Source organism: Proteus sp. G2618 (assembly GCF_009915995.1).
In the GTDB taxonomy this organism is placed as follows: domain Bacteria; phylum Pseudomonadota; class Gammaproteobacteria; order Enterobacterales; family Enterobacteriaceae; genus Proteus; species Proteus terrae.
Genome location: NZ_JAABNI010000014.1, coordinates 236,115 through 262,719 on the forward strand (window position 1 = coordinate 236,115; position 26,605 = coordinate 262,719).

Consider the following 26,605-nt stretch of genomic DNA (forward strand, 5'->3'; position numbering starts at 1 on the left):
ATGGCAGTTGCTAATTTGCCAGATGAAGCAAAGCTATTACGCAATTTTTCTCGTTGTCAGGATTGGGAACAACGTTATCTTTATATGATGGAGCTAGGTGAGCGCCTTCCTCCTTTAACAGATGAACAACGTATTTCAGCTAATTTTATTGAAGGTTGTCAAAGTCAAGTTTGGATAGCGGTTTCTCTTAATGAGAATAAACAGCTAGTGCTGGCTGGTGATAGTGATGCGGGCATTGTGAAAGGCCTTGTTGCTTTAGTGATTATCTTATTTCAAGGTAAAACTATCGAACAAGCATTAGAAACGGATATCAAACATTACTTCTCATCATTAGCACTAGAAAGCCACTTAACACCATCTCGCACGCAAGGTTTGCATGCGATGGTTACAACGCTTATTACACGTTTTTCAGAATACGCTGTAGCATAAATGTTACCTGATCCCGCATTAATGTTCTAAACTGACTTATTATATGAAAGCATAACAATGATAATGTTATCATCATAATAGTCAGTTTATTTTATTTCTAACACACGGGATAAACGATGAAAAAATGGTTAACTCTTTTAGGGGTATCGCTATTAGGGATGAGTAGTCACTTATCTTATGCGACAGAATATCTACTACCTGCTGATGGCCAGCGTATTATTGGTGAAAATTTTTCATATATAGTTCCCGATGATAAACGCTCATTAGAGGCTATTGCGTCCGAATACCAAGTGGGATTGCTCAATATGATGGAAGCGAATCCTGGTATTGATCCTCTTTTGCCTGATGCAGGTAAAACCTTAACAATCCCATTGCAGATGATTTTGCCTGATACCATACATAAAGGCATTGTTATCAATCTTGCTGAACTGCGCCTTTATTATTATCCAAAAGAGGGTGGAACTGTTGATGTTTACCCGATTGGAATTGGCCAATTAGGGCGAGAAACACCTGAGATGGTGACATCGATTTCTCAATTAATTAAAGATCCCACTTGGACACCAACGGCGAATATTCGCAAAAATTATGCAGCTAAAGGGATTACGCTACCGGCTGTCGTTCCTGCTGGCCCTGAAAATCCAATGGGGGCATATGCTTTAAGATTGGCACATAGTCGAGGTGAATACCTTATACATGGTACTAATGCTGATTTTGGTATTGGTTTAAGAGTGAGTTCAGGTTGTATCCGTTTACGCCCAAGTGATATTGAGACCTTATTTAACGTGGTACCTAAAGGGAGTCGAGTCCAGGTTATCAATAAACCGATTAAATTTACTGAAACCGCAGACGGCAGACAGTTTATTGAAGTTCATCAGCCACTATCACGTAATGAAGATGACGATCCGCAAACCATGCCTCTTACATTCACAAAGCAATTTAATGCTTGGTATGAGAGTGGCAAGGTTAATAAAGATAAAGCTGATGCAGAACTTATTCGACGCTCGGGTATTCCAGTAGAGGTTACTGCTTACTAGTCAGTGAGGATGATACTATTAAAAACAAAACAGGTGCTTTAGGCGGCTGTTTTGTTTTAGGTTTCAAAAAAATAAAAAAGACTTCTTTATAAAATCAATAGTGCTAAAAATACCTTACCATCAAAATGTTTTCTATTGATAATAAGGGAGTTTAATGAAAGTTTCAGTTAATAATGAACACATAATAAAAGAAAATCGTAATATCACTTCTAGCATGAGAGATAGTTTTAGTGGACTATTTAATAATTTATCTCAGGTGAAAAATAGCTGTAAAACGTTTTTAATTGGAAATGAAAAGCTAAAAAGTGAAAATATTCAATCAATGTGCGATGAGATCCTTCAACGATTCATTCCCAAAGAGGGAACTAGGGAATATGAGTTAATTGAAATAGAGGCTTTGCTGGATATGGCTAGTTCTAGAATATCCTACACAAAATCTTCAAAATCAGTGACAGAGCTGTTTAATATTCTAGAGAATGAACTCAAAAAAATAAGTGGTATGGATTATACTGTGCTGACATTAGCTCAAAAAAAATATGTTAATAAAATTAGAGAAACATTTAATGAATTATTAACTCAAGCCAATAAAAATATCAACATTGGCTCAAACCTAGCAACGAATTATAATTTAATTGCTCATATAAAAAGCCCTTAATACCGATTAATTTACCAATAAGCAATAACCTTATAAAAAAACAAAGCCCTAACATTGTTAGGGCTTTGTGATTAATGCTTACCTAAAGCTGTTTCAGCTTATTGGTGGGTCAAATTACTTTTTATAAGTAGTGACTTGGTTATCTAAACGCTGATTTGCACGAGCTGCTTCGTCGTAAGCTGACTTCGCTTCAGCACGAGCAGATTGTACATCACTACTTAGTTGTTGAACTTGAGAATTCAGGCTACTTACATCAGAAGAGATTTGATCTAACTGTGCATTATTACTAGAAGAACAACCTGCTAGTAAGCCTGAAGCCAGAATTACTGCACCTAGTACAAGTTTCGCTTTCATAGTTACAACCTCTATTATTAATTTGTGTAAAGGAACAAGTAGCATTTATATGAAGCCATTAATAAGTATGGCACAGATATAAGAAAATGCTGGATTTATTTACCATACTCTACTTACTCATTAACTGAACAATAGAAAAAATAACACCTAAAAGGCAAATATTCAGTACAAAAAATGCGTGTTATTTCACAAAAGATTTTTATTCATAAAAGTCTGATAGAAAAACATTTTATCTGTACTGTTTTATTCTTGCTCATGTTTATAGCTATAAATCACCTTCTAAATTTACTTTTATGAAAACGGGCTCTGCTTCATTTTTAAATGCTTCAAGCGTAAATTTTCGGAAGTTGAGATTGTTATACCCTCTAAAAAAGAGTATTCCTCGTTCTAAATCGGTGAGCGTTGTCCACACTGAAAATTCACTGGTATGAAGCGCTTTCAACGTGTCATGGCCTAGTAATGGATCGATTGTGGAATTTTTAGGGCGATCGAAACGGTTCATGATATGAGCTAATTCAACAAGTTGTGTGTCTGGATCAGCAACTTGGTGATAATACGTTGTATAGTAAACCGCACGAATAAATCTATCGACAGAAGTATCAGAGCTTGGTAAGGAAGCTAAAGCAATCCCACTATCTGGTTGTTTGACCTTTATATTTCCCAATGTGTTGGTGGAAATATTAACATTAGAAAGGTGAGTATAATTATTTAAGTTAGTAAGATGCCATGGAAATATTGGACCATTGGTCATGCAATAAGTTGGATTATCATAAATATGCAATGTGCCTTCTGAAATCTCAACAACAATGCACGCTCCCGTTTTATCATAAAAAGCGTAATGGAAAGGGCTGGGCAAATTGCGTAAAAGTAATAGTTTTTGTGACCAAAAAGCCGTTTTCGGAATGGCTTGTCTTAACTCTTCAACGGTTGCATATTGTGCTAAAGCCCATTCACCGATTGCCGCAATAGGTACGGACGTTGCGTAATCTTGCGGAGGAATATCATCTAGCTTTGAATCAGGAAGCATATTCAAGCTAAAAGAGAGCCCTTGTGTATTGACTCCCTCTAGCACATCTTTTGTTCCTTCTAAATTAATTGGTGCTGTAATGGCGATAAAAGGGTATTTGACGGCATATTTTAATCCTGGTGTACCATCAGGGGCATTTTGTTGGAATGTGTGAGCTTTAGGATAATATGCAAATATTGAAGCAGGTTTATCTGCTGAAAACTCCATTGTTCTACCGTGATAAATGCGATTTTTCTTATCTTTAATCGCGAGCGTGGTACAAGCGAATACTCGATTATCAATGTTATTTTCTGGCATAGTTTATTCCTAATAAATTAATCAGTATGTATGATACAAATGAGATCCATGTATAAATACAGTTATAATACAGATTATTGATTACAGCCATTTCCATAAAATATTTTTTTAATATATTGTCATTTTTATATTTAACCAAACATCAATATCTTAGGAAAAATAAGTAAATACAAAATGAATCTTTTTGGCTCAGTAAAGTGAGTTTTTTATTATGTAAATGTTTTTTTTATGATAATGAAGTGTTTCTGTGTTGATTTTTAATGTTGGTAATCCTCATTATGATAACACATTGTACCAAAAAATGATTTAAATTGAAACAAAGTATCACGTTAATTATCAGATCTAAAATTAAATTTGAATTTCATTTCTCACTTTTTATATTGTTGACTATCTTTAATAAATAAGCGTTACACCTATTCATTTCTTATTATATTTATTTTAGTAGGGTATTAATATGAAAAACAAATCATCAAATTATAATGAACTAGATGATATATATGCATCTCTCAACCTTTCTCAATCCTTACCTAAAACAAAAATCCCGCAGAAAGAAAATAATCCACGTAACGTTTTTAATGCTGTCCGTGATGAATTAATGTTAGATGGCAACTCAAGACAAAATTTAGCGACATTTTGCCAAACTTGGGTTGACGATGAAATACGCGATTTAATGGATCTTTCTATTGATAAAAATATGATAGATAAAGATGAATATCCGCAAACAGCTGAAATTGAAAATCGTTGCGTTCATATGTTAGCTGATTTGTGGTCTTCGCCTGATGCATTAAATACGCTAGGTTGTTCTACTATTGGTTCATCAGAAGCTGCAATGTTAGGTGGGCTAGCATTAAAATGGCAATGGCGTAAAAAACGTATTGCACAAGGAAAACCAACAGATAAACCGAATTTGATTTGTGGTCCTGTTCAAATTTGTTGGCATAAATTCGCTCGTTATTTTGATGTGGAATTAAGAGAGATCCCTTTAGAGGGAGATCGTTTAATGATGAGTCCAGAAGAGGTCATTAAACGTGTGGATGAAAATACTATTGGGGTTGTACCAACTTTAGGAGTTACTTTTACCTGTACCTATGAGCCTGTCAAAGCGGTTCATGACGCATTAGATAAACTGCAAAAAGAAACAGGTTTAGATATACCAATTCACGTTGATGGCGCAAGTGGTGGCTTTTTGGCTCCTTTTTGTGCACCCGATATTGAATGGGATTTCCGTTTACCACGAGTAAAATCTATTAATGCTTCAGGGCATAAATTTGGTTTGGCGCCATTAGGTGCAGGTTGGGTTGTTTGGCGTGAAGCAAAAGATCTGCCTGAAGAGCTTATCTTTAATGTGAACTACTTAGGCGGTAACATGCCTACTTTTGCGCTGAATTTCTCACGCCCTGGCGGGCAAATTATTGCTCAATACTATAACTTCTTACGTTTAGGCCGAGAAGGTTATACAAAAATTCATAACGCTTGCTACTCAACAGCACAATATTTAGCAAGGGAAATTGAAAAGTTAGGTCCTTTTGAAATGATATTTAGTGGTGATTGTAAAGAAGGTATCCCAGCATTAGCATGGAAACTAAAAAAAGACGCTAAAGTCACTTATTCTTTATACGATATTGCAGATAAATTACGTAGTCGCGGTTGGCAAGTTCCTGCTTATTCCATGCCTGCTAATCGTGAAGATTTAGTGATCCAACGTATTTTAGTTCGTCATGGTGTCAGCCTAGATCTTGCCTCACTATTAATTGATGATTTCAAACGTACGCTAGAATACTTTGATAAACACCCGGTCAGCAATCCTTTATCAGCAGAAGATGGTAGTGGTTTTAACCATAGTTAATTCTGTTCATTTTGAGGTTGAGGATCGCTATCCATTCTCAACCTCCTTCTAGATAATAATTACAGTGTAATTATTTTTTCTGAATAAATTTCAGGAGGATTGTATGGTTACATCATCAACAAACTCAGCACCCAAACAACTTACATTAGTTGGTTTTTTTGCTATTACTGCTTCGATGGTGATGGCGGTATATGAATATCCAACTTTTGCAACATCTGGTTTTAGTCTTGTTTTCTTCTTACTTTTAGGTGGATTATTATGGTTTATTCCTGTTGCATTATGTGCAGCTGAAATGGCGACAGTAGAAGGCTGGCAAGAAGGGGGCGTATTCGCTTGGGTATCAAATACATTGGGTGAGCGTTGGGGATTTGCAGCTATTTCTTTTGGTTATCTGCAAATTGCTATTGGGTTTATTCCGATGCTTTACTTCGTATTAGGTGCACTTTCTTATATTCTTAATTGGCCTGAATTAAATACCGACCCAATAATTAAAACTGTTGCAGCTTTAATTATTCTTTGGGTATTAGCATTTACCCAATTTGGCGGCACCAAATACACGGCATCTATTGCCAAACTTGGTTTTTTTGCTGGCATTTTATTACCTGCTTTAATTTTAATTGTTTTAGCTGTCAGTTATTTGATGAGCGGAGCGCCATTAGCGATTGAAATAAGCACAAAAACTTTTTTCCCTGATTTTACCCAAATAGGGACATTAGTTGTTTTTGTTGCGTTCATTTTAAGCTATATGGGCGTAGAAGCTTCAGCAACCCATGTTAACGAGATGAAAAACCCAGGACGAGATTATCCAATTGCCATGTTCTTACTAATGATAGTGGCGATTTGTTTAAGTTCTATTGGGGGGTTATCTGTTGCTGCGGTGATACCTAATAATGAAATTAACTTATCAGCAGGTGTCGTACAAACGTTCAGTGTTTTAGTCTCTCACTTCAGTAATACACTTGATTGGGCCGTTAGGATTATTGCTGCTTTATTATTGTTAGGGGTATTAGCAGAGATAGCGTCTTGGATTGTAGGACCTTCTCGAGGTATGTATGTTGCTGCTGAAAAAGGTATTTTACCGAAGTCGTTAGCGAAGGTGAATAAAAATGGGGTACCTGTTGCTTTAGTGATTTCTCAATTATTGATAACAAGTATTGCGATCATTATTCTGACTAATACCGGTGGTGGCGGTAATATGTCGTTCTTAATTGCTTTAGCCTTAACGGTCGTTATTTATCTGTGTAGTTATTTCATGCTTTTCTTAGGTTATATGCAACTTACTTGTAAACAAGCCGATAAAAAGCGAGCGTTTCGTATTCCTGGCGGTAAAAACGTTAAACTTCTTGTTGCAATGGCGGGTTTATTGCTCTCTATTATTGCGTTTGTGGTTTCTTTTTTCCCACCAAGCTCTTTACCGAACTCAAAAAGTGATGAAACTTACGTTACGTTGCTGATAGTCGGCTTTCTTATTATCTTTGCTTTACCATTTATTGTTTATGCGTGTCGTTCTAAACAAGGTAAACCAGCTAACAATATATCTTTAGTTCATATCAAAAGCCACAATGCACCAGCAGGGCATTTTTTTATTCATCCTCGTGCTCGTGCAACACATTATTTATTATTAAAAAATAGGGAAGAGACAGATAAGAATAACGTGTAACCAAAAAATAATAGGTAAAGGGAATTGCCATTAAAATGCATTAAAAAAACACCACTTCAAATAGTGAAGTGGTGTTTTCAGTTGTAAAGCGATTAATTACAGCACGTGAACAGATGAAGTATTTGTTGTACCGCTATCAACCAGGGCACCAGTAACCATAACAACACGCTCACCAGCATGCGCTAAACCACTTGCTAATGCAGCTTCTTTACCAATACGGTAGAAGTCATCAGTAGAGGCGATTTCGTTAACTAATTGAGTGGTTACACCTTTAACTAACAGTAACTGACGAGCTGTTTCTTCGTTGTTTGTTAATGCTAAGATTGGTGCAGTTGGGAAATATTTACGGATAGAACGCGCTGATTTACCACCGAAAGTTGCTACAACAATCAGAGGCGCATCTAAGTTTTCAGCCATTTCAACCGCACCGCGACAAACTGCTTCAGTTACGCGTAATTTTGCAGCTGTTTGTTTGTAATCAAGACGAGATTGCATGATACGGTCTGTACGATCACAGATAGTTGCCATGATAGTCACAGCTTCTACTGGGTATTTACCTTTTGCACTTTCACCTGACAACATAACAGCATCAGTACCATCTAAGATAGCATTCGCAACGTCACCCGCTTCAGCACGAGTAGGGCGTGGGTTTTTGATCATTGAATCTAACATTTGCGTTGCAGTGATAACCACTTTACGTGCAGCGTTACATTTTTCGATCATCATTTTTTGTGCGAAGATAACTTCTTCAACTGGGATCTCAACACCTAGGTCGCCACGAGCAACCATGATACCGTCAGATGCTTCTAAGATCTCATCAAAATTGTTTAAACCTTCTTGGTTTTCAATTTTTGAGATGATCATGATGTTTTCGCCGCCGTGTGCATTTAAGTGAGCACGCATTTCTTCAACGTCAGAACGTTTACGAATGAATGATGCAGCAACGAAATCAACGCCTTGCTCGCAACCAAAGATAAGATCTTGTTTATCTTTTTCAGCTAATGCAGGTAAACCGATAGAAACGCCAGGTAAGTTAACACCTTTATTTTCACCTAAGTCGCCGTTGTTTAAAACTTCACAAACAACTTCTTTATCAGTTACAGCAGTGACTTTCATGCCGATAAGACCATCATCAACTAAAACGGTGTTACCAACAGTTAAGTCTTTAGCAAAACCTTCGTAAGTTACAGCAACGCGGTCTTTATTACCTACAACAGTTTTGTCTGTGGTGAAAGTGAAAGTTTGACCAGCAACTAAAGCGACATCATTACCACCTTCTAATTTGATGGTACGAATTTCTGGGCCTTTAGTATCTAATAAGATAGCGGCTTTTTTGCCTGTTTTAGCGCAAACGTCACGCAGGTTTTTGATGCGGTTGCCATGCTCTTCATAGTCACCGTGAGAGAAGTTTAGACGCATAACGTTCATGCCTGCGTCCAGTAATTGATTCAGTTTTTCTTCAGATTCGGTTTTTGGTCCGATGGTGCAAACAATTTTTGTCTTTTTCATGGCAGTCTATTTAATGGTTGTATTGTAATGGATGAATAAGGATTAATGTCGCTGTTTTCTATTAACAGTATCAACGGTGCAAAACAGGGTGTACAAACTCATCTCTAATGGATAAGTTGCGCAACATGTTAATGGTTCAGCAACATCATAAAAATCTTGTCACTATTTTGTATCAAAGGTTGGCAGACATCTTACATTATAGTCTATCACGATTCATTTGTTCTGTTTTCTAAAGATGCCCGTAAATCAACACGCTGAAACCTTTCAACAAAATTATGTTTCGTATTATAGAGGTTAATTTCTATGAAGAAAATCGAAAAAAGGTAAATTTAAGTGATGTGATCAAAATACGGCGTTGATTGCTTGTTTTTTAAACACTTTGTTGCGCAATAAAATATTGCAAGCTAAATTAATTATTTTGTAGGGTAGGTAAGATGAGTAAAAATAAGAAAATAGAGAAAGAGAAATGGTGCGTCCAAGTGGACTCGAACCACCGACCCCCACCATGTCAAGGTGGTGCTCTAACCAACTGAGCTATGGACGCACTGTATTGAAACGTTGTCGAGAAATAAATGGTGCGTCCAAGTGGACTCGAACCACCGACCCCCACCATGTCAAGGTGGTGCTCTAACCAACTGAGCTATGGACGCATTATCTATTGGATGACAACGGGGACGAATATTAACGAGATGATTCGATTCTGGCAAGAGGAAAAACACAAATTTATATTCAACTGCTCGTATTTAAAGCTATTTGTTGATATTTGTGTCATTCCTTTGCCTAAATAATAGTTTCTGTTTACCGCTCTGAGCGTAATAACACCACTTCATCAGGTTGACGTTGGATCCACCAAATACGGGAACCCATCATAATCGCTGAGGCAGTTAAACCTAAAATAAAGCCAATCCAGAAACCAGCGGGTCCCATAGCTTCAACAAAGTAATTAGTACGCCCTAATATATAACCAGAAGGTAGCCCAATTACCCAGTAGGCAATAAAAGTAATAAAGAAGATAGAGCGGGTATCTTTATAACCTCGTAATACACCTGAGCCAATAACTTGCACAGAATCTGATAACTGATAAAGCGCAGCGAATAACATAAGATGAGAAGCTAATGTCACCACTTCAATATTATCGTTATACATTAACGCGATTTTTTCTCTGAAGATGATAGAGAAAATCGCGGTACAACTTGCCAACATTAGTCCAGCAGCAAGCGCTGTAATGGCTGAAATACGCGCTTGCTCTGTAGAGCGTTGCCCTAAGTTATGGCCGACACGGATGGTTGCAGCTATTCCCAATGAAAGAGGGAACATAAACATCAGTGAGCTAAAGTTAAGTGCTATTTGATGACTGGCAACCGCAGTAACGCCTAGAGGTGAAACTAATAACGCAACAACGGCAAATAGAGTTACCTCAAAGAATAAGGCTAAGCCAACAGGTAATCCTAAAAACGTAATACGCTTTATCGTGTGAAAATCCGGGCTTACTAAACGTTTCTTTGGCATAACGTCACGTTGTGTTGGCGCTCGCCGCACGTAATAACGCATCATTAAGAACATTGCCCAGAAAACGGAGGCTGTTGCAACACCACAACCAATACCTCCTAATTGTGGGGCACCAAATTTACCGTAAATAAAGGCGTAGTTAATAGGGATATTAATTAATAAGCCAACAAAGCCAATTATCATGCCAGGTTTCGTTTTAGATAAACCCTCACATTGGCTTCTCAATACCTGATAGTAAAGGCAACCTGGTGCCCCCCACATAATGGCATGAATAAATCCAATGGCTTTTTCGGCTAATTCGGGTTCTATGTCATGTTGCGCTTCAATAATAAAACGGCTGTTATAAAGAATAGCAATTACCATGATTGATAAGAAAGTGGCGAGCCAAAAACCTTGTTGTGTGCGATTAGCAATATGTTTTCGTTGTCCTGAACCATTTAATTGAGCAACGATTGGAGTTAATGCCATTAATATGCCTTGGCCTAATAAAATCGTTGGTAACCAAATAGACGTACCTACTGCCACCGCCGACATTTCTGTGGCATTTACAGCGCCCGCCATGACAGTATCAACGACACCCATTGCTGTCTGGGAAAATTGCGCGATGATAACGGGGATACCGAGAGCAAGTAAGCTACGCGCTTCTCTTATGTACTTCTGCACGCATACACCTTTATTTATTATAAGAAAACGAAAGGAAAGGAAGAGAACAAACGTCGCATCATTAAAATGACGTAAAGAGATCCTCAAGACCGCTTATTCTAATGATAAAAGTTTAATAAGCAACGAAAGAAGTTTAGCTTTTCAAACACAGGATTTTGATAATTTATTAGGTGTTTTTACGTTATATTTAACGGCAATCATCGATAAGGAATAAATACGATAATTGTTCCTTTGTATTAATACGAGCTATGTTATCCTTAATGGTATAAGCCTAAATTGAGTTTACCAATTTATCGATCCAAGGAGATGTAAGATGTTTACAGGTATTGTTCAGGGAAAAGGGCGGGTTATTGCTATCGAAGATAAAGGCGATTTTCGTACCCATATCATTGAATTACCCAAAGAGTTAGTCGGCAATTTAGAAACAGGTGCTTCTGTTGCAAATAATGGTTGCTGTTTAACGGTCACTAAAATTGAAGATACACATATTAGCTTTGATTTAGTGAAAGAGACATTACGTTTAACTAACCTTGGTGAATTAAAAGTTGGTTCTGAAGTGAATATTGAACGTGCAGCTAAGTATGGTGATGAAATTGGTGGCCATGTTATGTCTGGTCATATTGTAACAACTGCTGAAGTTGCCAAAATTATTACATCAGAAAATAATTTACAAATTTGGTTTCGCATTTTTGATAAAGCATTAATGAAGTACATTTTACACAAAGGTTTTATTGGTATTGATGGAATAAGTCTAACTGTGGGCGATGTGGTTAATAACCGTTTTTGTGTACATTTAATTCCTGAAACGCGAGATAGAACGACATTAGGTCGCAAACGCCTTGGTGATAAAGTCAATATTGAACTTGATCCTCAAACCCAAGCAATTGTTGATACAGTAGAGCGCGTTATGGCGCAACAAGCACAGCAACAAGCTTTATTAGCAGCACAACAAATTGAAAATGAAGAACAAGCTTCACATAATTAATGTTGTTGCTCTTAAAACAGAACTAAAAAAAAGCCAGTTTGATTGATAAACTGGCTTTTCTCTTTTTATAAAAAGAATAATTAGCGAGGGATCTGTAAACCGCCAATATGACCTTTAGGGCTTAGTACGATTTGCCATAGCTGAATATCTCTAGCACGAAAGGCACCAGCACAGGCATTAAGATAATAGCTAAACATACGTTTAAAACGCGGTGTGTAATTAGATTCAATATCTGGCCAACAGGCTAAAAAACGCTGATACCATGCCATTAATGTTTTATCGTAATCAGCACCAAAATTATGCCAATCTTCCATCACAAATTTACAGTCCATTGCATGAGCAATTTTTTGAATAGACGGTAAACATCCATTAGGAAATATATATTTGCTTATCCAACTATCTACATTCACTTTATCGCGGTTAGAGCCAATGGTGTGCAATAAAAACAGACCTTCTTCCTTTAAATTACGACGAACCACATCAAAATAAGTGGCATAATTTTTGGGCCCTACGTGCTCAAACATACCCACTGAAACTATACGATCAAACTTTTCATGTAAATCACGATAATCTTCTAAAATAATATTTACATCAAGTCCTTGGCATCGAGCTTGTGCCAATTTTTGCTGTTCACCAGAAATGGTGACTCCCGTTACAGAAACACCAAAATGTTTGGCTGCATAGCCTGCAAGTCCACCCCAACCACAGCCAATGTCTAATAAGGTCATTCCTGGTTTTAAATCTAATTTTCGGCAAATTAAATCTAATTTATGTTCTTGAGCTTGAGTTAAATTATCTGCGTTTTTCCAGTAACCACAGGAATATTGCATATTAGGATCGAGCATGGCTGTAAATAAATCATTACCAAGATCGTAATGCTCTTTACCTACCATCCATGCACGTTTTTGAGTTTGTAGATTAAAAAGGCGGGCTGTCGCAATTTTAACAATATCACGTAGATTTTGTGGGAGCTTATTTTCAAGACCAGCACGTAAAACTTTATGAAAGAATATATCCAGTCGCTCACAATCCCACCAACCATCCATATAGCTTTCACCGAGACCTAATGAGCCTTGTTGCAATACTCTTTTATAAAAATTTTGATTATGAACCTGAATATCATAAGGTTTTGAACCGTTGACTCGAATATCAGCGTGAGTTAGTAGTTCTGTAGCTATCCTTTCATAAGGATCATTGGAGGTCTTTCGGCCTTCTTCTACACAAGATGTACTCATATACTCTCCGGCGTAAACTAAGCGGGTTTTGAGACATAAGCTAAGAAAGAGTGTGTGCAGATTGACAGTATTAAAATGGTATTGTGTTCAATATGGGTTGAACGAATAGAATTAATAAGACAACTAATCTGACATAATCAGCTAATAATCTATTTAATGCCTCAAAATCCGAAAGAAAAATAGATAAAACGCTATTACAGCGTATGGATAAGTATAGAGACGTAAAATATTTTTCTCTAGAAAAGAAAAAGGCTATTTTTTATAAAATAGCCTTTTTAAGATAATTCTTAAAAGAGTGGGCGTGATTATTCTGCGGTTTGAACTGTGTGTTTGGTAACAGATTTATTACGCTGAATAAAGTAGCCAACTGCCATTGGAATTGCTGTTAACGCCATAATTGCTGTGGTGTTAATCAGAGGTTGTTGGCTAATAAATGCAGATACAATAAAACTTGCTAAGCTACAAAGACCCAGTTGAAGTGCATTTTGTAACGCAGCTGCTTTACCACTAATTTCAGGATAAGCAGATAAAGCATTAGAGACTGCTATTGGATAAGATGCACCATTCATTGCAGCCATAATACAGAACGGAATTAAAATAGTTGTCAATGTTGGTTCCGTAAATTTAGCTACAAGGTATAACGCAGTCATACTGACAGCATAACCAATTAATAACAGCGGTAGCAGTGTTTTACCTGTCATTTTTGACAGTAAAATACGACAACCATAACCACCGACCATAAAGGCAATAGTTTGTGGAATATAACTTAAACCGATATCCTGTGGAGAGTAGCCCATCTTTTCAAGAATGATTGGGGAGCCTGCTAACCAAGCAAAGAAACCTGCACTACAAGAAGCATAAACTAATACGTTACCAGTGTAGAGAGGGGATTTTAGTAAAGTTATAAATGATGCAGAAGATTGGTTTGCATCTATAACTGATTTTTGTTTAATATTTTTTAGCATTAGTGTCGGTAACATGAGAACTAACGTTACGGCCATTAACAGCATAAAAATCATACGCCAGCCACCGTGATTTAATAACGATGCACCGATTAAAGGTGCAAGTGCTGGTGATAATGCAACCAGTGGCATAATTAAAGCAAAAACGTGCTGAGCGCGAGATTCATCAAAACGGTCGATGACAAGAGCTTGCCAAATAACAGCAGCAGAGCAGACGCCGAAAGCTTGTAGGAAGCGCATAGCAAGTAAGCCAGTTGCACTTTCAACCCATAGCATACCAAGGCAGCCTAAAGAGAAAAGGCTTAAACCAATAAGAAGAATAGGTTTACGACCGACTTTGTCAGAAAGTGGTCCCCAAAGTAACTGAGCAACAGCAAAACCAAATAAAAAGATACTTAAGCTATTACTAATAGCACCTTCGCTGATAGAGAGCTCACGTTGCATCATACCAAATGCAGGTAAGTACATATCAATAGCTAAGTAACCTAGCATACTCAAACCGGCTAGGTACACCATAAAGCTCATAGGTGTTTTTGATTGTGTGGATGTTTTAGAATTCATTTTATTTTCTATGCTATGTGATGTAGAACATTTTATGTATTGTAACTAAGACCTATTTTACTTGTGAAACGGGAATATTTGGTTAATGCTGTGAAAAATTTTCAAAGGAATAAACTCTATGTGGTCAGAATACTCTTTAGAAGTTGTTGATGCAGTCGCAAGAACAGGAAGTTTTAGCTCGGCTGCTCAAGAATTGCACAGAGTGCCATCCGCCGTTAGTTACACTGTTCGGCAATTAGAGGAATGGCTTGCCGTTCCTTTGTTTGAGCGCCGTCATCGTGATGTAGAATTAACCGACGCAGGTAAAATTTTCATCAAAGAAGCACGATCTGTTATCAAAAAAATGAATGACACTCGGCATCTTTGTCAACAAGTTTCTAATGGATGGCGCGGTCAATTTAGTATAGCAGTTGATGGCATTGTTAAACCTGAAAGAACACAACAACTTATTCTCGATTTCTACCGCCATTTTCCGGATATAGAACTGTATGTCTACCCTGAAGTGTTTAATGGCGTATGGGACTCCTTAGTTAATGGTCGTGTTGATTTAGCCATTGGTGCAACAAGAGCCTCACCAATCGGTGAGCGTTATAGTTTTAGAGATATGGGATTTATGCCTTGGCGCTGTGTTTGCCATGTTGATCACCCTTTAGCGAAAGCACTGCATCCATTAACGGATGATGAAATGCGACCTTATCCAAGTTTATGTTTAGAGGATACCTCACGCAGTTTACCAAAACGTGACACGTGGGCACTCAATAATCAGCGTAGAATGGTTGTTCCGACATGGGATATGGGGCTTGAGTGCTTGTTAGCGGGATTATGCGTTGGAATGGTGCCTTGGCACCGTGCTGAACCTTTAATTGAACAAGGTAAGTTGGTAACTTTACAACTGGCACAACCATTGCCAGACAGCCCATGCTGCCTGACTTGGGTCGATAAAAGTGAATCACCCGCTTTGACATGGTTGTTAGATTATCTTGGAGATAGCCAAACCTTAAATGAGGAATGGCTTCGCTAGAAATCCGATAGCTAAATAAATATGAATTAGCGACGATAGTCGATAAAAGGACCGTCAGCAACTGACCGGCGCTCAACTAATCGTGGATGAACTTCGATTGTTTGGGCGTCTTCGCGTTTATTGACGATACGATCAAGTAGCATCGATAATGCCATTTGACCTAGACGTTCTTTTGGCTGGTGGACGGTTGTTAGTGCAGGTGTAAAATAACGTGCATTACGAATATTGTCATAGCCAACAATAGAAATATCTAAAGGAACACGCAGGCCAAGTTCATCCGCAGCGCAAATTGCACCCATTGCCATCACATCACCACCACAAAAGACAGCAGTCGGTCGATGTTTTTGGTTTAGCATTTGGTACATGGCTTTATAGCCAGATTCTGGCTCAAAGTCGCCTTGTACAATCCACTCGTCTTTAACTGTGATTTTGGCTTCTTCCATGGCTTTTAAGAAACCTTGTAAGCGGCCACCACCTGTATTGCGTTCTAATGGGCCTGGGATAATACCAATATCACGATGACCTCGCTCAATAAGGTAACGACCCGCAATATAACCACCATGGAAAGCGTTATCAATAATGGTATCTGTAAAGTCACCACGCGCTTTGCCCCAATCCATGACAACCATTGGAATATTACGATAGCCCTCTAAAAGAGTAAGAAGGTGATCGGGATATTCAGAACACATGACTAATAATCCATCAACACGTTTTTGTGCCAGCATCGCTAAATAGGCTTTTTGTTTATCGAGGTTATTATGTGAATTACATAAAATCAGTGTGTAGCCTTTGCTATAACAACTATTTTCAACAGCTTCAATCACTTCAGCAAAGTAAGGAGCTTCACTGGACGTGGCTAACAGGCCAATAGATTTTGTGTGATTGACTTTTAAACTACGCGCAACGGCACTAGGTGAATAATTTAATTCTTTTATAGCGGCCCAAACTGCTGCCCGTGTGTTCTCAGCAACAAAACGTGTTTTGTTGATCACATGAGAAACAGTCGTGGTTGATACGCCTGCGCGTTTTGCCACGTCTTTTATTGTTGCCATGGTGTGGAAAACTCCTGACCTTCATTGGTCTCTTTTATCTAATTTTATGGTTTAACTGCCAGTATAGTCATACATAGGGCAAACACTGGCAATAATTTAGCGATTAGCTGTGAATTTTGTATGATCTAGCTCAAAAGTGAAAGTATTAATCAATGTTATAAATTGTGCACTGGTCGCTATTTTAGCAAATTTTGATATGTGATAATAATTAACCATGACAAGGTTATGGTTAAAAATGTGTATTATAATCATTTTGAGGGAGAAATAGATGGATACGGATCTGAAATTTGGTTTGAGTACAGCAGTAGCAGCGCTTGTTATGATTGTTTTATTTTCGACTATGTTGTTCTAATCACTGCTTTATAGAATATCCGATCAATTTAAATTGTAGATTATCGAATATCTGAATATAACAAAGGGCTCAAGGCCCTTTGTTATTTTGTCACCAAAAATGAATCTCAATCACTCACCTTTGATTATCAAGCTCAATTAAGCAAGATTAGCTTCAACAAATGACCAGTTAACCAGTGCCCAGAACTCTTCTAAATATTTAACGCGCGCATTGCGGTAGTCGATGTAGTAAGCATGTTCCCATACGTCTACTGTTAACAGTGGTTTGTCTGCTCCTGAAACTGGAGTTGCAGCATTAGAGGTGTTAACAATTGCAACTGAACCGTCCGCTTTTTTAACTAACCAAGTCCAACCTGAACCGAAGTTTTTAGCTGCAGCATCATTAAATTGCTTTTTGAACTCTTCAAAAGAGCCAAATGCTTTGTTGATAGCATCAGCAATTTTACCTGTTGGTGCGCCACCTGCATTTGGTGCTAAGCAGTTCCAGTAGAAAGTGTGGTTCCATACTTGAGCAGCATTATTAAAGATACCGCCATCAGTAGATTTGATGATTTCTTCTAAAGATTTGCTTTCTAAATCAGTACCTTTAACCAGATTATTTAAATTGGTTACATAGGTCTGGTGGTGTTTGCCGTAGTGATATTCTAAAGTTTCTTTAGAGATGTGTGGCTCAAGAGCATCTAACGCATAAGGTAATTTTGGTAATTCGAAAGACATTGCGTACTCCTTTAAACTATCTATTTCGGGTTTTGTGCCTGAAATCATTCAATCAAAAGCATTTGAATTGATGGAATGAGGCAAATGAATCACTAAGTTGTTACTATTTTGCTAATTATTTTAACAAAAATCTGCTGAAATAACAGCTAAATATCTTTTATCTATAGTTATAAGCCATATAGATTAATTATATTCATAAGAGTATATCCCTCTTGTCTGCACGTAAAGTAGCAAAAGCGCATTTGTAAGAAGAGATGTAAAAATGAAGGGGAGTATGAATTTTATTCTATTTATGTGATTTAATGAAATTTGTATATTTATTGTAGCAACCGTATTTTATATTGAAATTATACAAATAGAGTGTAGGAGTTAAAATGAGTTATAATATTGCACTATTTGATTTTCCCATTCCGAATGATTTTGAAAAAGCGTGTGAGTGCTTCGAAAAATATGAAGATGAAGATATTCAGGAATTAAGCCCATCAATGTTGTGTTTTTATCAAGAAATTTCTCATCTATATCCGTGCCTTTGCGAATTACCTGATGATGAAATAGATGATAGTGTGTGGTGTGATGGGCCTTTAATTAATAACTTTATGACCAAAATCCCAATTATTGGTTTTGTTTACTCCAAAGTAGATGAGGCTCTCCCTGTAGTTATTAAATTAGCAAATAAAATGGGAGTTTTAGTCCTTGATTGGCAGCAAGGAGCGGTATTTAATGCTAAACAATAAAAATGATATTTGTGATGATATAAGGATTGATTTAAATTTTTCGACAATGGTTTAAGTTTTTTCAATGGAGTGATAAAGCATGCATGGAAGTATTATTTTTAAGTGTTTTTCTATAAAAAGTTTAGTTCAAAGTTTATTTTTGCTTATTTTTTGTAGCGTGCTAAATGGCTGTAGCATGTTCTATGGTATTGCATGCAGTACCAGTATTTTATTTACACCGTCAGAATCACAAGAAAAAATCTATATGCCAGAAGCTGTTATTAATCAAAATTATGATCAACAGATTGAACTTGGTGTATTTTCTGGTTTAGCTCCATATTATATTGTGGAAAGTCCTGAATGGGTTACTGTTACATTAATGGTAAAAAATAAAGATGGGGAGTGGTTTTCTCTTATTACACATGAAGATTGGCAAAAGCATGTCATGCATCAAGAAGAGCGTCCTATCATTTTTGCTCGTTTACAAGGAACAGCACCTAAAAGTGGCAATGTACGGATAAAATTAAAAGCCACGGTAGGGCGTACTATGTGTGGTACAACGGATCCTGTTTTTGCTTTACAAGTCAAAGTGAGAAAAGAATAAAGTTATCCGTGATACTTAAATATATTTATTTTAATTAAGTGAAGATTGCCTAATAAGACTCGTCCATTTTATCTTATCTATAAATACTCTAACTTACTAAAATCTAAAATTATTATAAATGTTAGATTTTAGTATTGCTTGTTTGTATAGAATAATTTAATGGAATACAACTTTCAGATCACGTTCTTATCCTGTAATAAGTGTATACATCATTTTCACTACAACTAAGAATAGGAATAATGCAAATATTTGGCGAACTCTAGGAATTGGTAGGCGATAAGCAACTTTTACACCTACAGGTGCGAAGAGTACGCTGGTAATGCTTATTCCGATAAAGGCAGGTAAATAGATAAAGCCGAAATAATAGTCATCAATATTTGTTTGATTCCAACCATAGATAATACCCATGATTGTGCCTATAGAAGCAATGATGACACCAATCATTGAAGAGGTTGCAATACATTTACGTGTATTAAATCCCCAGTGACTTAAAAGAGGAATGGTGATAGTACCACCAGCAATACCGATAAAACTGGATATAAAACCAATTAAAGAACCACCACTTGTTAACGCTGATTTTGAAACAATAGGATCTTTCACATTTTCAATGCGTTCCGCTTCTTTCTTTTTAGTTAATAAACCATAGATGGTATATACCATGAAAATACAGAACACGATTTGTAATATCGTGTTTGACATTTTTTGTACCAGAAATGTCCCCACAAGCATACCAATGATGGTGCCGAGAGATAATAGAGGGAATTGCTGCCATAAAATGGCTTTATGTTTGTTATGAGAATATGCTGAAGATGCCGTGGAAAATATAATGACAGAGAATGAGGTAGATAAGGCAATTTTCATTACCATATCTGTTGGGATAGCTTGTTGACTGACTACATACATAACCACCGGAACAATGATTGCACCGCCTCCTATGCCAAGTAGCCCAGCAAAAAAGCCAGTGATACATCCCACTAAAAGAAACAGCAAAATCATGTCCATAGTTAATACTCATCAGGATTTATAATAAACCCATTTATATACATTATATCTTTTTAAGAAGGTAGTGTTTTATCTTAATGTATAGATTATGAAATTTAATGTGTTTATTTTGATATGAAAATTGTTATTTCTTCTCTTGTTACCTCTTTAATATTAAAGGATATATAGCTAAATATAATTCCAATAAAGAGATATGTTAAATATTTAATCTTGAGTTTTATAATAAATTATATTTTTAAACTACAAACTAAAATAATAATATTAATTTTATAGGTAAAACCAATCGGAATTTGACTGGCTTATTTTTATTTATTTATGGAAGTCTAGGGTGGCAAGATTTTTCTTATTTAAAATAATTTAACGAAAAGTTATAGTGCTATTTTTTATAATCTATACTGTCAGATCAAAATATTAAGCGATTTAGAAATAGTCATACATTTATACATAATGTTGGCGAGGGCGTTGTTTTATTTAATTAAAATAGATTTTTATCTTATTGGATTTATATTTTATCTATCTTTTTTTGACTTTATAAAGGAATTTGTATGAAGAAGACGGTGTTATTACTATCTATAATCACATTATTATCAGGGTGTAAAATAAACGAGGCTATTCGTTCAGTTAATAGTGCTGTAAATCAAATCGTTCCATCAATGGAATCTCCAGTAACTGAAGCGACTTATGCGGGAATATGTAAGGACTTTAGTGATAATGAGATTGCGGCGAAGAAAAAATGGAGAGGGAAGTGGGTTATTTTAGAAGGAAGAGTGACCACTATTGCAAGTTTAGAAGAAGTAGTCAGATACGACCTCTATAAACCAACACCACCTAAAGTTGTTGCTATTTCATTTAATAATAAAGCCAGTGCTTCATATACTTTAAAACCAAGTGAAGAAGATAATGTTCTTAAAATTAAGAAAGGACAAACTGCAAAAATAAAAGGTGAAATAAGCGATATTACTTATACACTGGGCTGTTTGATCCTTTTAGAGAACGGAACCATACAGTAATAAGTCATTTCAATTGAACCAATCGATTCGAGCATTGACGATTTTCTTAATTGAAATGCTCTCAGCCTCTTAATTGAGGCTTTTTATTTCTCCTAACATTTTGGTCAGTGATTATGTCAGTAGTAAGAGATGAAATAATAAGATAAAACACACTCATAAGCATCTGTAACGTATTGATTTATTTTTTATGTTTTATTGTGTGTTTTCTCACCAATAGTACTGTAATTTAGTACCAACTTATTGTTTTATATAGATAACTAAACTTATATAGAGGTTTCTAATATAAAGTGGTATTCTTCTTTCATGTTTTCCCCTATAAAGCATATCGAATATAAAAGGCTGTAAGGACTTACAAATGACGACTATTGAAAAAATTGAACGCCAGATCAACGAAAACCCAATTATTTTATACATGAAAGGTTCACCAAAATTACCAAGTTGTGGTTTTTCTGCTCAGGCAGTTCAAGCTATCTCTGCTTGTGGTGAGCGTTTTGCGTATGTTGATATCCTGCAAAACCCAGATATTCGTGCAGAATTACCAAAATATGCACACTGGCCAACCTTCCCACAATTATGGGTAGATGGTGAATTAGTCGGTGGATGTGACATTATTTTAGAAATGTATCAGCGCGGTGAATTACAAAAGTTATTAAAAGAGACTGCTGATAAATATCGTGGTGAAGAAGAAGCACAGTAATTAATTTTTATCGTTTCGGTATTGAAACGTATAAAAATAGTGAGATCTTCAGTAAAAAAGCCAGTTCATCTTTGAACTGGCTTTTTTCTGTTATTCATAAATGTACCAGAGACACCATGACTTTAAGGTGTAGGTAATGGCCATCCACCAAGCTTTTTCCAGCGGTTAACTAATTCACAAAAAAGTAATGATGTGCGATTTGTATCGTATAACGCGCCATGCGCTAATTTGCTATCAAAGGGAATACCAGCAGTGATGCAGGCTTTAGCTAAAATTGTCTGCCCTAATACCAATCCGCTTAAAGCTGCTGTATCAAAGGTGGCAAATGGATGAAAAGGATTGCGTTTTAATCCAGCTCGCTCAGCGGCAGCCATTACAAAGCTGTGATCAAAATTTGCATTGTGAGCCACAATAATGGCGCGATTACAATCTGCATCCTTCATTCCTTTACGTACCATTTTAAAAATGGCATGAAAGGCTTCATATTCACTGACTGCACCACGTAAAGGATTGGTCGGATCAATACCTGTAAATTCTAAGGCTGCTGGTTCAAGATTAGCCCCTTCAAAGGGTTCAACATGAAAATGTAAAGTGTTGTCTGGTTTTAGCCAACCTTGTTCATCCATTTTTAATGTAATAGCGGCAATTTCAAGTAAACCGTCTGTTTTCGCATTAAATCCACCTGTTTCAACATCAATGACAACAGGGTAGTAACCCCGAAAACGGTTACAAAGCTTATTGGGATTATTTATATCAGGCATTAAATTGTACTTATCCGACAAAAAATAGAGTATCGGAAATTGATAATCAGTAAGGCCAGAAAGATAAGCATGTTATCTTTCTGGTTTTAATAAAAATTATTTACCTAGAGCGTGACTTGCACTTTTGTTTTCGATGAGCTCGATTTTGTATCCATCAGGATCTTCAACAAAAGCAATAATTGTTGATCCGCCTTTTACTGGGCCTGCATCACGGGTAACATTACCGCCAGCTTGGCGAATGGTTTCGCAGGTTGCAGCAACATCATCAACTCCTAATGCTACATGCCCAAAAGCAGTTCCCATTTCGTAGCTGTTTACACCCCAGTTATAGGTTAATTCGATAACCGCACCGGTGCTTTCATCACCATAACCAACAAAAGCTAACGAGTATTTATATTCCTCATTCTCGCTAGTGCGTAGAAGTTGCATACCTAAAACCTTGGTATAAAAGTCGATAGAACGTTGCAAATCGCCCACTCGGATCATGGTATGAAGTACTCGCATATAAACCTCTTGTGTTTTTCTAATGATTAAACCCTACAGATAAACTGATGGCGGAGTACTATAACGCGTTAAAGCCCTAAAGTTCAATTTTACTACGCCTTTAACAGTTCAATAAATCATGTTGTGCAGATAATATCTCTATTAACTATACTCTATTGTAACAAACAATAGGGAGGGAAAATCAATTGCAAGAACAATTAGAATTTTTTGATATTCCTAGTCCTTGTATTGGACGTTGCGAAATGAATGCACAAGGATATTGCATGGGGTGTTATCGTAGCCGTCAAGAGCGGTTTAATTGGTCAAAAATGAATCAACATGAGAAAAGAAATATATTACGACTTTGTCAGCAACGTTATTTAAGAACATTAAAAAGAGTGGGTTCTTCAATTGAAAAAGAGAATGAACAACTCAATTTATTTTAAATGTTCCACTTATTTTTTAATATTAAAATAATAATTAACTATCTTTTTAATTCATTGTTTTTATTTATTGTAGTTATGTAGTTTATTATTTTTTCTTTATTAATATAAAGTTATAACTTTAAAGTGTTACTCTGGTTGTTTGTTTATTAACCATTTGATAATAATGCTATTTTTATTGTTTTTTAGTGTTGAGTTTAAAATAATAATAATTATTATGTAAAAAAATATAGATTAGTTTTTATAACAAGGTTATTCTTTATGGACTTTCGTTGCTAGAAAGAAATGATTTAATTACATCTGGAAAATAATTACTTATCTAATAAATAGGATTATAACTATATTAGTTATTAAAGGTAATATTTTAATTAAAAAGAATAGGTAAAAATTGCATTAAAAATGAATATCTAAACTTTGTAATAAGTTGACTGAAAATGCTAATTAAGGAGAGATAAGTGGAATCAACATTAGGAGCTGATTTAGCGCGTTTAGTTCGATTATGGCGTGCTTTAATTGATCATCGTCTCAAACCGTTAAAATTAACCCAAACCCATTGGGTTACTTTGTATAATATCAGCCAATTACCTCCAGAGCAGTCACAAATCCAATTGGCAAAAGCAATAGGAATCGAGCAACCATCTTTAGTGAGAACCTTAGATCAACTGGAAGAAAAAAAACTGATATGTCGGCATACATGTGCAAATGATCGCAGAGCAAAACGTATAAAATTAACAAAAGAATCTGAGCCTTTTATTAATGAGGTTTACACAGTAATAGAAAAAACGAGACGAGAGATATTGGGTGGTATCCAACTAGAAGAAATCGAAAGGTTAATAGGTACAATCAAAAAATTAGAAAAAAATATAAATAGGCTAAATGACTAATAATTTCAAATTTAATATATATTCTATTTAAATGATATTAATTACATGATGGTAACTATACTCTAAATAATTCAGTGCTCAGCTAGATAACAAGTGAATGAGTCACTAGGACATATAAAATATGTAACTGGTGTGAGTAAACGATGTCTACAACACTGAACTTGAAATATGACGAGTATATAACGTAAATCATTATATAGTTTGAATTGTGATAACTAGATTATATATTCGCGCTCTCTTTCGGTTACTTATTATTAAGTCATAAAATAAAACAGGCAACTTTAATGTTGCCTGTTTTTTGTTGCTAATTATTAGCGAGGAGAAACAGTTAAGTTATTTCCGTTACCGATAACGGCAACACGTTGACCTTGGCTGTAAACAGTATTATCTGCTTTTTGAACGATAGCGACAGTTCTACCGCTATCTAAACGAACTTCAATTTGAACACCCTTAGTAGTGTTTAATGCGCCTTGTGCTTGTTGTCCTGCCATACCACCAGCAATTGCACCAGCGGCTGTTGCAAGGTTACGGCCTGTACCACCACCCACAGTGTTACCTAACATACCACCGAGAACGGCACCACCAATCGCACCTAAAATATTCTCATCGCTACCCGCTTGAATATTCACTGCACGCACAGAAACCACTGTACCATAAGTAATATTTTGAGCTTGTTTTGCTTGGCTTGCGGTGTAAGTATCACCGGACAGTGAATTTGTATTCACACAACCAGTAAGTACAGTCATTGTAAAAAGACCAATAAGTAAATGCTTAAACATAGTTACTCCTAAAGAAAACCTGAGGCGAGTTGCTCAGATTATACCAATGTTATCTAGTATCAGTTATAGCTCGTTTTTTGCGTTTGTCGACACTGATTTTAATAATATATAGCTTACTATATAGTAAAGGCCGATAGTAAAAACAGAAGAGATTTCTGAAAAAAGAGAATATAACATTATATGTTAAAAATTTGCATCATCTTGATTATAAGGAAAAGAACATGATAGCAGGGCGGTACATTGGTGTGATGTCTGGCACTAGTTTAGATGGTGTTGATGTTGTATTAGCTGCAATCAATAATAAGTTCGTTGCACAACAAGAAAATCACTTTCTGCCTTACCCACAGAATCTACGCCAACGAATTTTAGCTGTTTGCCAAGGGCAACCTACTACCTTGCATGAAATCGGCCTATTAGATGCCCAATTGGGCGAGCTTTATACGCAAGCAATTATAGAGTTACTTGCAAAAGTAAAACTTAGTGCGAGTGATATTACGGCGATAGGGTGCCATGGACAAACCATTTGGCATGAGCCAGAAAGTGATATGCCATTTACTATGCAAATTGGTGACAACAATCGTGTTGCTGCATTAACAGGAATTACGACGGTTGGTGATTTTCGTCGCAGAGATATTGCTTACGGCGGGCAAGGTGCACCTTTAGTACCTGCTTTTCATCTTGCTGTATTAGGACATTCTGTTGAAAAACGTATTATTTTAAATATCGGTGGTATCGCCAATATTTCATTGTTATTACCTGGTGTTGCAGTTAAGGGCTACGATACAGGTCCTGGAAATATGCTATTAGATAGCTGGAATTGGATCCATAACCAAACATCTTATGATGATAATGGTAAATGGGCTGCTACTGGCACTGTAAACCCAATTTTATTGAAAGATATGCTTTCGGATCCTTACTTTTCGCGTTCAGCACCTAAAAGTACAGGGCGAGAATATTTCAATACACAATGGTTAAATTACCATTTAGCAAGAGTACCTAATGTTTTTCCTGAAGATGTACAGGCAACTTTAGTCGAATTAACTGCAATAAGTATTGTGCAACAGATCCAACTAAACGGTGGATGTGAACGTTTACTCGTTTGTGGTGGTGGGGCGCGTAATGGGCAAATTATGCATCGTTTAGCTTCACTATTACCGGGTACAGAAGTCGCGACAACGGATAAATATGGTTTAAGTGGTGATGACATGGAAGCGTTGGCATTTGCTTGGTTAGCCGCGCGTACTATTGCAAATGAATCAGGGAATTTACCTTCTGTAACAGGGGCATCAAGAGAAACCGTTTTAGGGGCGATTTACCCTACAAATCCTCGTTAAGCGTGATATGCTGAATGCAGTTTCTCAA

27 protein-coding genes and 2 tRNA genes are annotated in these 26,605 nt (G+C 36.4%); 15 read left to right on the forward strand and 14 right to left on the reverse strand.

Annotation, left to right across the window (positions count from 1 at the left end; translation table 11 throughout):
• The 3 genes from sufE to GWJ01_RS06570 all read left to right on the forward strand — a co-directional run bounded on the left by sufE (position 1) and on the right by GWJ01_RS06570 (position 2,118).
• The gene (gene sufE / locus GWJ01_RS06560) at positions 1–429 is read left to right on the forward strand and encodes a cysteine desulfuration protein SufE (protein ID WP_109394274.1); all 429 of its coding nucleotides are present in this window, start codon (positions 1–3) and stop codon (positions 427–429) included.
• Between the two features lie 116 nt (positions 430–545).
• Entirely contained in the window at positions 546–1,463 is a 918-nt protein-coding gene (locus tag GWJ01_RS06565) for a L,D-transpeptidase family protein (RefSeq protein WP_109394275.1), read from the forward strand.
• A gap of 154 nt (positions 1,464–1,617) precedes the next feature.
• A complete protein-coding gene (locus GWJ01_RS06570; protein WP_109402472.1) occupies positions 1,618–2,118 on the forward strand; it encodes a hypothetical protein in 501 nt (166 codons plus the stop codon).
• Between the two features lie 114 nt (positions 2,119–2,232).
• Here the strand turns inward: GWJ01_RS06570 and GWJ01_RS06575 are convergent, their stop codons facing one another.
• Together GWJ01_RS06575 and GWJ01_RS06580 are read right to left on the reverse strand one after the other, a co-directional pair.
• Entirely contained in the window at positions 2,233–2,472 is a 240-nt protein-coding gene (locus GWJ01_RS06575) for a major outer membrane lipoprotein (RefSeq protein ID WP_036937280.1), read from the reverse strand.
• 265 nt (positions 2,473–2,737) lie between these two features.
• Positions 2,738–3,796, reverse strand: a complete 1,059-nt coding sequence (locus GWJ01_RS06580; RefSeq protein WP_036937277.1) for a linear amide C-N hydrolase — start codon at positions 3,794–3,796, stop codon at positions 2,738–2,740.
• Positions 3,797–4,250: 454 nt separating this feature from the next.
• Between GWJ01_RS06580 and GWJ01_RS06585 the strand changes: the two genes are divergently transcribed.
• Both GWJ01_RS06585 and gadC read left to right on the forward strand, forming a co-directional pair.
• Entirely contained in the window at positions 4,251–5,642 is a 1,392-nt protein-coding gene (locus GWJ01_RS06585) for a glutamate decarboxylase (RefSeq protein WP_036937275.1), read from the forward strand.
• Positions 5,643–5,745: 103 nt separating this feature from the next.
• The gene (gadC, locus tag GWJ01_RS06590) at positions 5,746–7,302 is read left to right on the forward strand and encodes a glutamate:gamma-aminobutyrate antiporter (protein WP_109394279.1); all 1,557 of its coding nucleotides are present in this window, start codon (positions 5,746–5,748) and stop codon (positions 7,300–7,302) included.
• A gap of 96 nt (positions 7,303–7,398) precedes the next feature.
• On the opposite strand, the gene pykF is transcribed toward gadC, so the two are convergent.
• The 4 genes from pykF to GWJ01_RS06610 all read right to left on the reverse strand — a co-directional run bounded on the left by pykF (position 7,399) and on the right by GWJ01_RS06610 (position 10,983).
• Positions 7,399–8,811: a pyruvate kinase PykF gene (pykF, locus tag GWJ01_RS06595; RefSeq protein WP_109394280.1), complete on the reverse strand. Its 1,413-nt coding sequence runs from the start codon at positions 8,809–8,811 to the stop codon at positions 7,399–7,401.
• Positions 8,812–9,278: 467 nt separating this feature from the next.
• Positions 9,279–9,355: transfer RNA gene (locus GWJ01_RS06600), tRNA-Val, on the reverse strand.
• 29 nt (positions 9,356–9,384) lie between these two features.
• Positions 9,385–9,461 (reverse strand) — tRNA-Val (locus GWJ01_RS06605).
• Positions 9,462–9,609: 148 nt separating this feature from the next.
• The gene (locus GWJ01_RS06610; protein WP_109394281.1) at positions 9,610–10,983 is read right to left on the reverse strand and encodes an MATE family efflux transporter; all 1,374 of its coding nucleotides are present in this window, start codon (positions 10,981–10,983) and stop codon (positions 9,610–9,612) included.
• A gap of 313 nt (positions 10,984–11,296) precedes the next feature.
• Here GWJ01_RS06610 and GWJ01_RS06615 point away from each other — a divergent pair, with 313 nt between their 5' ends.
• On the forward strand, positions 11,297–11,968 hold the full coding sequence (locus GWJ01_RS06615; RefSeq protein WP_109394282.1) for a riboflavin synthase subunit alpha: 672 nt from the start codon (positions 11,297–11,299) through the stop codon (positions 11,966–11,968).
• 80 nt (positions 11,969–12,048) lie between these two features.
• Here GWJ01_RS06615 and cfa read toward each other — a convergent pair whose 3' ends face one another.
• Positions 12,049–13,203 (reverse strand): cyclopropane fatty acyl phospholipid synthase, encoded by a 1,155-nt coding sequence (gene cfa, locus GWJ01_RS06620; protein WP_109402470.1) that lies wholly within the window; start codon positions 13,201–13,203, stop codon positions 12,049–12,051.
• 305 nt (positions 13,204–13,508) lie between these two features.
• Entirely contained in the window at positions 13,509–14,726 is a 1,218-nt protein-coding gene (gene punC, locus GWJ01_RS06625; RefSeq protein ID WP_109394284.1) for a purine nucleoside transporter PunC, read from the reverse strand.
• Positions 14,727–14,844: 118 nt separating this feature from the next.
• On the opposite strand from punC, the gene punR reads away from it, so the two are divergent.
• On the forward strand, positions 14,845–15,747 hold the full coding sequence (punR, locus tag GWJ01_RS06630; RefSeq protein ID WP_109394285.1) for a DNA-binding transcriptional activator PunR: 903 nt from the start codon (positions 14,845–14,847) through the stop codon (positions 15,745–15,747).
• A 26-nt stretch (positions 15,748–15,773) separates the two neighbouring features.
• On the opposite strand, the gene purR is transcribed toward punR, so the two are convergent.
• Positions 15,774–16,799 carry an HTH-type transcriptional repressor PurR gene (purR, locus tag GWJ01_RS06635; protein WP_075673235.1) on the reverse strand — a complete coding sequence of 342 codons (1,026 nt, stop codon included), beginning with the start codon at positions 16,797–16,799 and terminating at the stop codon, positions 15,774–15,776.
• 268 nt (positions 16,800–17,067) lie between these two features.
• On the opposite strand from purR, the gene cydH reads away from it, so the two are divergent.
• Complete coding sequence (cydH, locus tag GWJ01_RS19030; protein ID WP_103004765.1) at positions 17,068–17,151, forward strand: cytochrome bd-I oxidase subunit CydH; 84 nt, start codon at positions 17,068–17,070, stop codon at positions 17,149–17,151.
• A 137-nt stretch (positions 17,152–17,288) separates the two neighbouring features.
• Here the strand turns inward: cydH and sodB are convergent, their stop codons facing one another.
• The gene (gene sodB, locus GWJ01_RS06645) at positions 17,289–17,867 is read right to left on the reverse strand and encodes a superoxide dismutase [Fe] (protein ID WP_072062546.1); all 579 of its coding nucleotides are present in this window, start codon (positions 17,865–17,867) and stop codon (positions 17,289–17,291) included.
• Positions 17,868–18,241: 374 nt separating this feature from the next.
• On the opposite strand from sodB, the gene GWJ01_RS06650 reads away from it, so the two are divergent.
• Both GWJ01_RS06650 and GWJ01_RS06655 read left to right on the forward strand, forming a co-directional pair.
• Complete coding sequence (locus GWJ01_RS06650; protein ID WP_161710872.1) at positions 18,242–18,601, forward strand: hypothetical protein; 360 nt, start codon at positions 18,242–18,244, stop codon at positions 18,599–18,601.
• 175 nt (positions 18,602–18,776) lie between these two features.
• Positions 18,777–19,184, forward strand: a complete 408-nt coding sequence (locus GWJ01_RS06655; protein WP_157957609.1) for a hypothetical protein — start codon at positions 18,777–18,779, stop codon at positions 19,182–19,184.
• Between the two features lie 186 nt (positions 19,185–19,370).
• Here the strand turns inward: GWJ01_RS06655 and GWJ01_RS06660 are convergent, their stop codons facing one another.
• A complete protein-coding gene (locus GWJ01_RS06660) occupies positions 19,371–20,186 on the reverse strand; it encodes a sulfite exporter TauE/SafE family protein (RefSeq protein WP_109402469.1) in 816 nt (271 codons plus the stop codon).
• 545 nt (positions 20,187–20,731) lie between these two features.
• Here GWJ01_RS06660 and GWJ01_RS06665 point away from each other — a divergent pair.
• Together GWJ01_RS06665 and GWJ01_RS06670 are read left to right on the forward strand one after the other, a co-directional pair.
• A complete protein-coding gene (locus tag GWJ01_RS06665; protein ID WP_109394289.1) occupies positions 20,732–21,196 on the forward strand; it encodes an OB-fold protein in 465 nt (154 codons plus the stop codon).
• Positions 21,197–21,551: 355 nt separating this feature from the next.
• On the forward strand, positions 21,552–21,893 hold the full coding sequence (locus GWJ01_RS06670) for a Grx4 family monothiol glutaredoxin (protein ID WP_006537039.1): 342 nt from the start codon (positions 21,552–21,554) through the stop codon (positions 21,891–21,893).
• Positions 21,894–22,015: 122 nt separating this feature from the next.
• Here the strand turns inward: GWJ01_RS06670 and rnt are convergent, their stop codons facing one another.
• Complete coding sequence (gene rnt, locus GWJ01_RS06675) at positions 22,016–22,654, reverse strand: ribonuclease T (RefSeq protein WP_075673239.1); 639 nt, start codon at positions 22,652–22,654, stop codon at positions 22,016–22,018.
• A 96-nt stretch (positions 22,655–22,750) separates the two neighbouring features.
• Positions 22,751–23,158: a lactoylglutathione lyase gene (gloA, locus tag GWJ01_RS06680; protein ID WP_109402467.1), complete on the reverse strand. Its 408-nt coding sequence runs from the start codon at positions 23,156–23,158 to the stop codon at positions 22,751–22,753.
• A 185-nt stretch (positions 23,159–23,343) separates the two neighbouring features.
• On the opposite strand from gloA, the gene GWJ01_RS06685 reads away from it, so the two are divergent.
• Entirely contained in the window at positions 23,344–23,583 is a 240-nt protein-coding gene (locus tag GWJ01_RS06685) for a DUF1289 domain-containing protein (protein ID WP_109402466.1), read from the forward strand.
• A gap of 452 nt (positions 23,584–24,035) precedes the next feature.
• Complete coding sequence (slyA, locus tag GWJ01_RS06690; RefSeq protein ID WP_075674400.1) at positions 24,036–24,464, forward strand: transcriptional regulator SlyA; 429 nt, start codon at positions 24,036–24,038, stop codon at positions 24,462–24,464.
• A 311-nt stretch (positions 24,465–24,775) separates the two neighbouring features.
• Here the strand turns inward: slyA and GWJ01_RS06695 are convergent, their stop codons facing one another.
• Positions 24,776–25,243 carry a glycine zipper 2TM domain-containing protein gene (locus GWJ01_RS06695; RefSeq protein WP_075672187.1) on the reverse strand — a complete coding sequence of 156 codons (468 nt, stop codon included), beginning with the start codon at positions 25,241–25,243 and terminating at the stop codon, positions 24,776–24,778.
• Between the two features lie 221 nt (positions 25,244–25,464).
• On the opposite strand from GWJ01_RS06695, the gene anmK reads away from it, so the two are divergent.
• Positions 25,465–26,577, forward strand: a complete 1,113-nt coding sequence (anmK, locus tag GWJ01_RS06700) for an anhydro-N-acetylmuramic acid kinase (protein WP_161710873.1) — start codon at positions 25,465–25,467, stop codon at positions 26,575–26,577.
• Positions 26,578–26,605: the final 28 nt, after the last annotated feature.

Excerpts from the sequence above, each read along its gene's own strand:
- sufE (WP_109394274.1), top strand. The coding sequence starts at position 1 with ATGGCAGTTGCTAATTTGCCAGATGAAGCAAAGCTATTACGCAATTTT.
- GWJ01_RS06565 (WP_109394275.1), top strand. The coding sequence starts at position 546 with ATGAAAAAATGGTTAACTCTTTTAGGGGTATCGCTATTAGGGATGAGT.
- GWJ01_RS06570 (WP_109402472.1), top strand. The coding sequence starts at position 1,618 with ATGAAAGTTTCAGTTAATAATGAACACATAATAAAAGAAAATCGTAAT.
- GWJ01_RS06575 (WP_036937280.1), bottom strand. The coding sequence starts at position 2,472 with ATGAAAGCGAAACTTGTACTAGGTGCAGTAATTCTGGCTTCAGGCTTA.
- GWJ01_RS06580 (WP_036937277.1), bottom strand. The coding sequence starts at position 3,796 with ATGCCAGAAAATAACATTGATAATCGAGTATTCGCTTGTACCACGCTC.
- GWJ01_RS06585 (WP_036937275.1), top strand. The coding sequence starts at position 4,251 with ATGAAAAACAAATCATCAAATTATAATGAACTAGATGATATATATGCA.
- gadC (WP_109394279.1), top strand. The coding sequence starts at position 5,746 with ATGGTTACATCATCAACAAACTCAGCACCCAAACAACTTACATTAGTT.
- pykF (WP_109394280.1), bottom strand. The coding sequence starts at position 8,811 with ATGAAAAAGACAAAAATTGTTTGCACCATCGGACCAAAAACCGAATCT.
- GWJ01_RS06615 (WP_109394282.1), top strand. The coding sequence starts at position 11,297 with ATGTTTACAGGTATTGTTCAGGGAAAAGGGCGGGTTATTGCTATCGAA.
- cfa (WP_109402470.1), bottom strand. The coding sequence starts at position 13,203 with ATGAGTACATCTTGTGTAGAAGAAGGCCGAAAGACCTCCAATGATCCT.
- punC (WP_109394284.1), bottom strand. The coding sequence starts at position 14,726 with ATGAATTCTAAAACATCCACACAATCAAAAACACCTATGAGCTTTATG.
- punR (WP_109394285.1), top strand. The coding sequence starts at position 14,845 with ATGTGGTCAGAATACTCTTTAGAAGTTGTTGATGCAGTCGCAAGAACA.
- purR (WP_075673235.1), bottom strand. The coding sequence starts at position 16,799 with ATGGCAACAATAAAAGACGTGGCAAAACGCGCAGGCGTATCAACCACG.
- cydH (WP_103004765.1), top strand. The coding sequence starts at position 17,068 with ATGGATACGGATCTGAAATTTGGTTTGAGTACAGCAGTAGCAGCGCTT.
- sodB (WP_072062546.1), bottom strand. The coding sequence starts at position 17,867 with ATGTCTTTCGAATTACCAAAATTACCTTATGCGTTAGATGCTCTTGAG.
- GWJ01_RS06650 (WP_161710872.1), top strand. The coding sequence starts at position 18,242 with ATGAGTTATAATATTGCACTATTTGATTTTCCCATTCCGAATGATTTT.
- GWJ01_RS06655 (WP_157957609.1), top strand. The coding sequence starts at position 18,777 with ATGTTCTATGGTATTGCATGCAGTACCAGTATTTTATTTACACCGTCA.
- GWJ01_RS06660 (WP_109402469.1), bottom strand. The coding sequence starts at position 20,186 with ATGGACATGATTTTGCTGTTTCTTTTAGTGGGATGTATCACTGGCTTT.
- GWJ01_RS06665 (WP_109394289.1), top strand. The coding sequence starts at position 20,732 with ATGAAGAAGACGGTGTTATTACTATCTATAATCACATTATTATCAGGG.
- GWJ01_RS06670 (WP_006537039.1), top strand. The coding sequence starts at position 21,552 with ATGACGACTATTGAAAAAATTGAACGCCAGATCAACGAAAACCCAATT.
- rnt (WP_075673239.1), bottom strand. The coding sequence starts at position 22,654 with ATGCCTGATATAAATAATCCCAATAAGCTTTGTAACCGTTTTCGGGGT.
- gloA (WP_109402467.1), bottom strand. The coding sequence starts at position 23,158 with ATGCGAGTACTTCATACCATGATCCGAGTGGGCGATTTGCAACGTTCT.
- GWJ01_RS06695 (WP_075672187.1), bottom strand. The coding sequence starts at position 25,243 with ATGTTTAAGCATTTACTTATTGGTCTTTTTACAATGACTGTACTTACT.
- anmK (WP_161710873.1), top strand. The coding sequence starts at position 25,465 with ATGATAGCAGGGCGGTACATTGGTGTGATGTCTGGCACTAGTTTAGAT.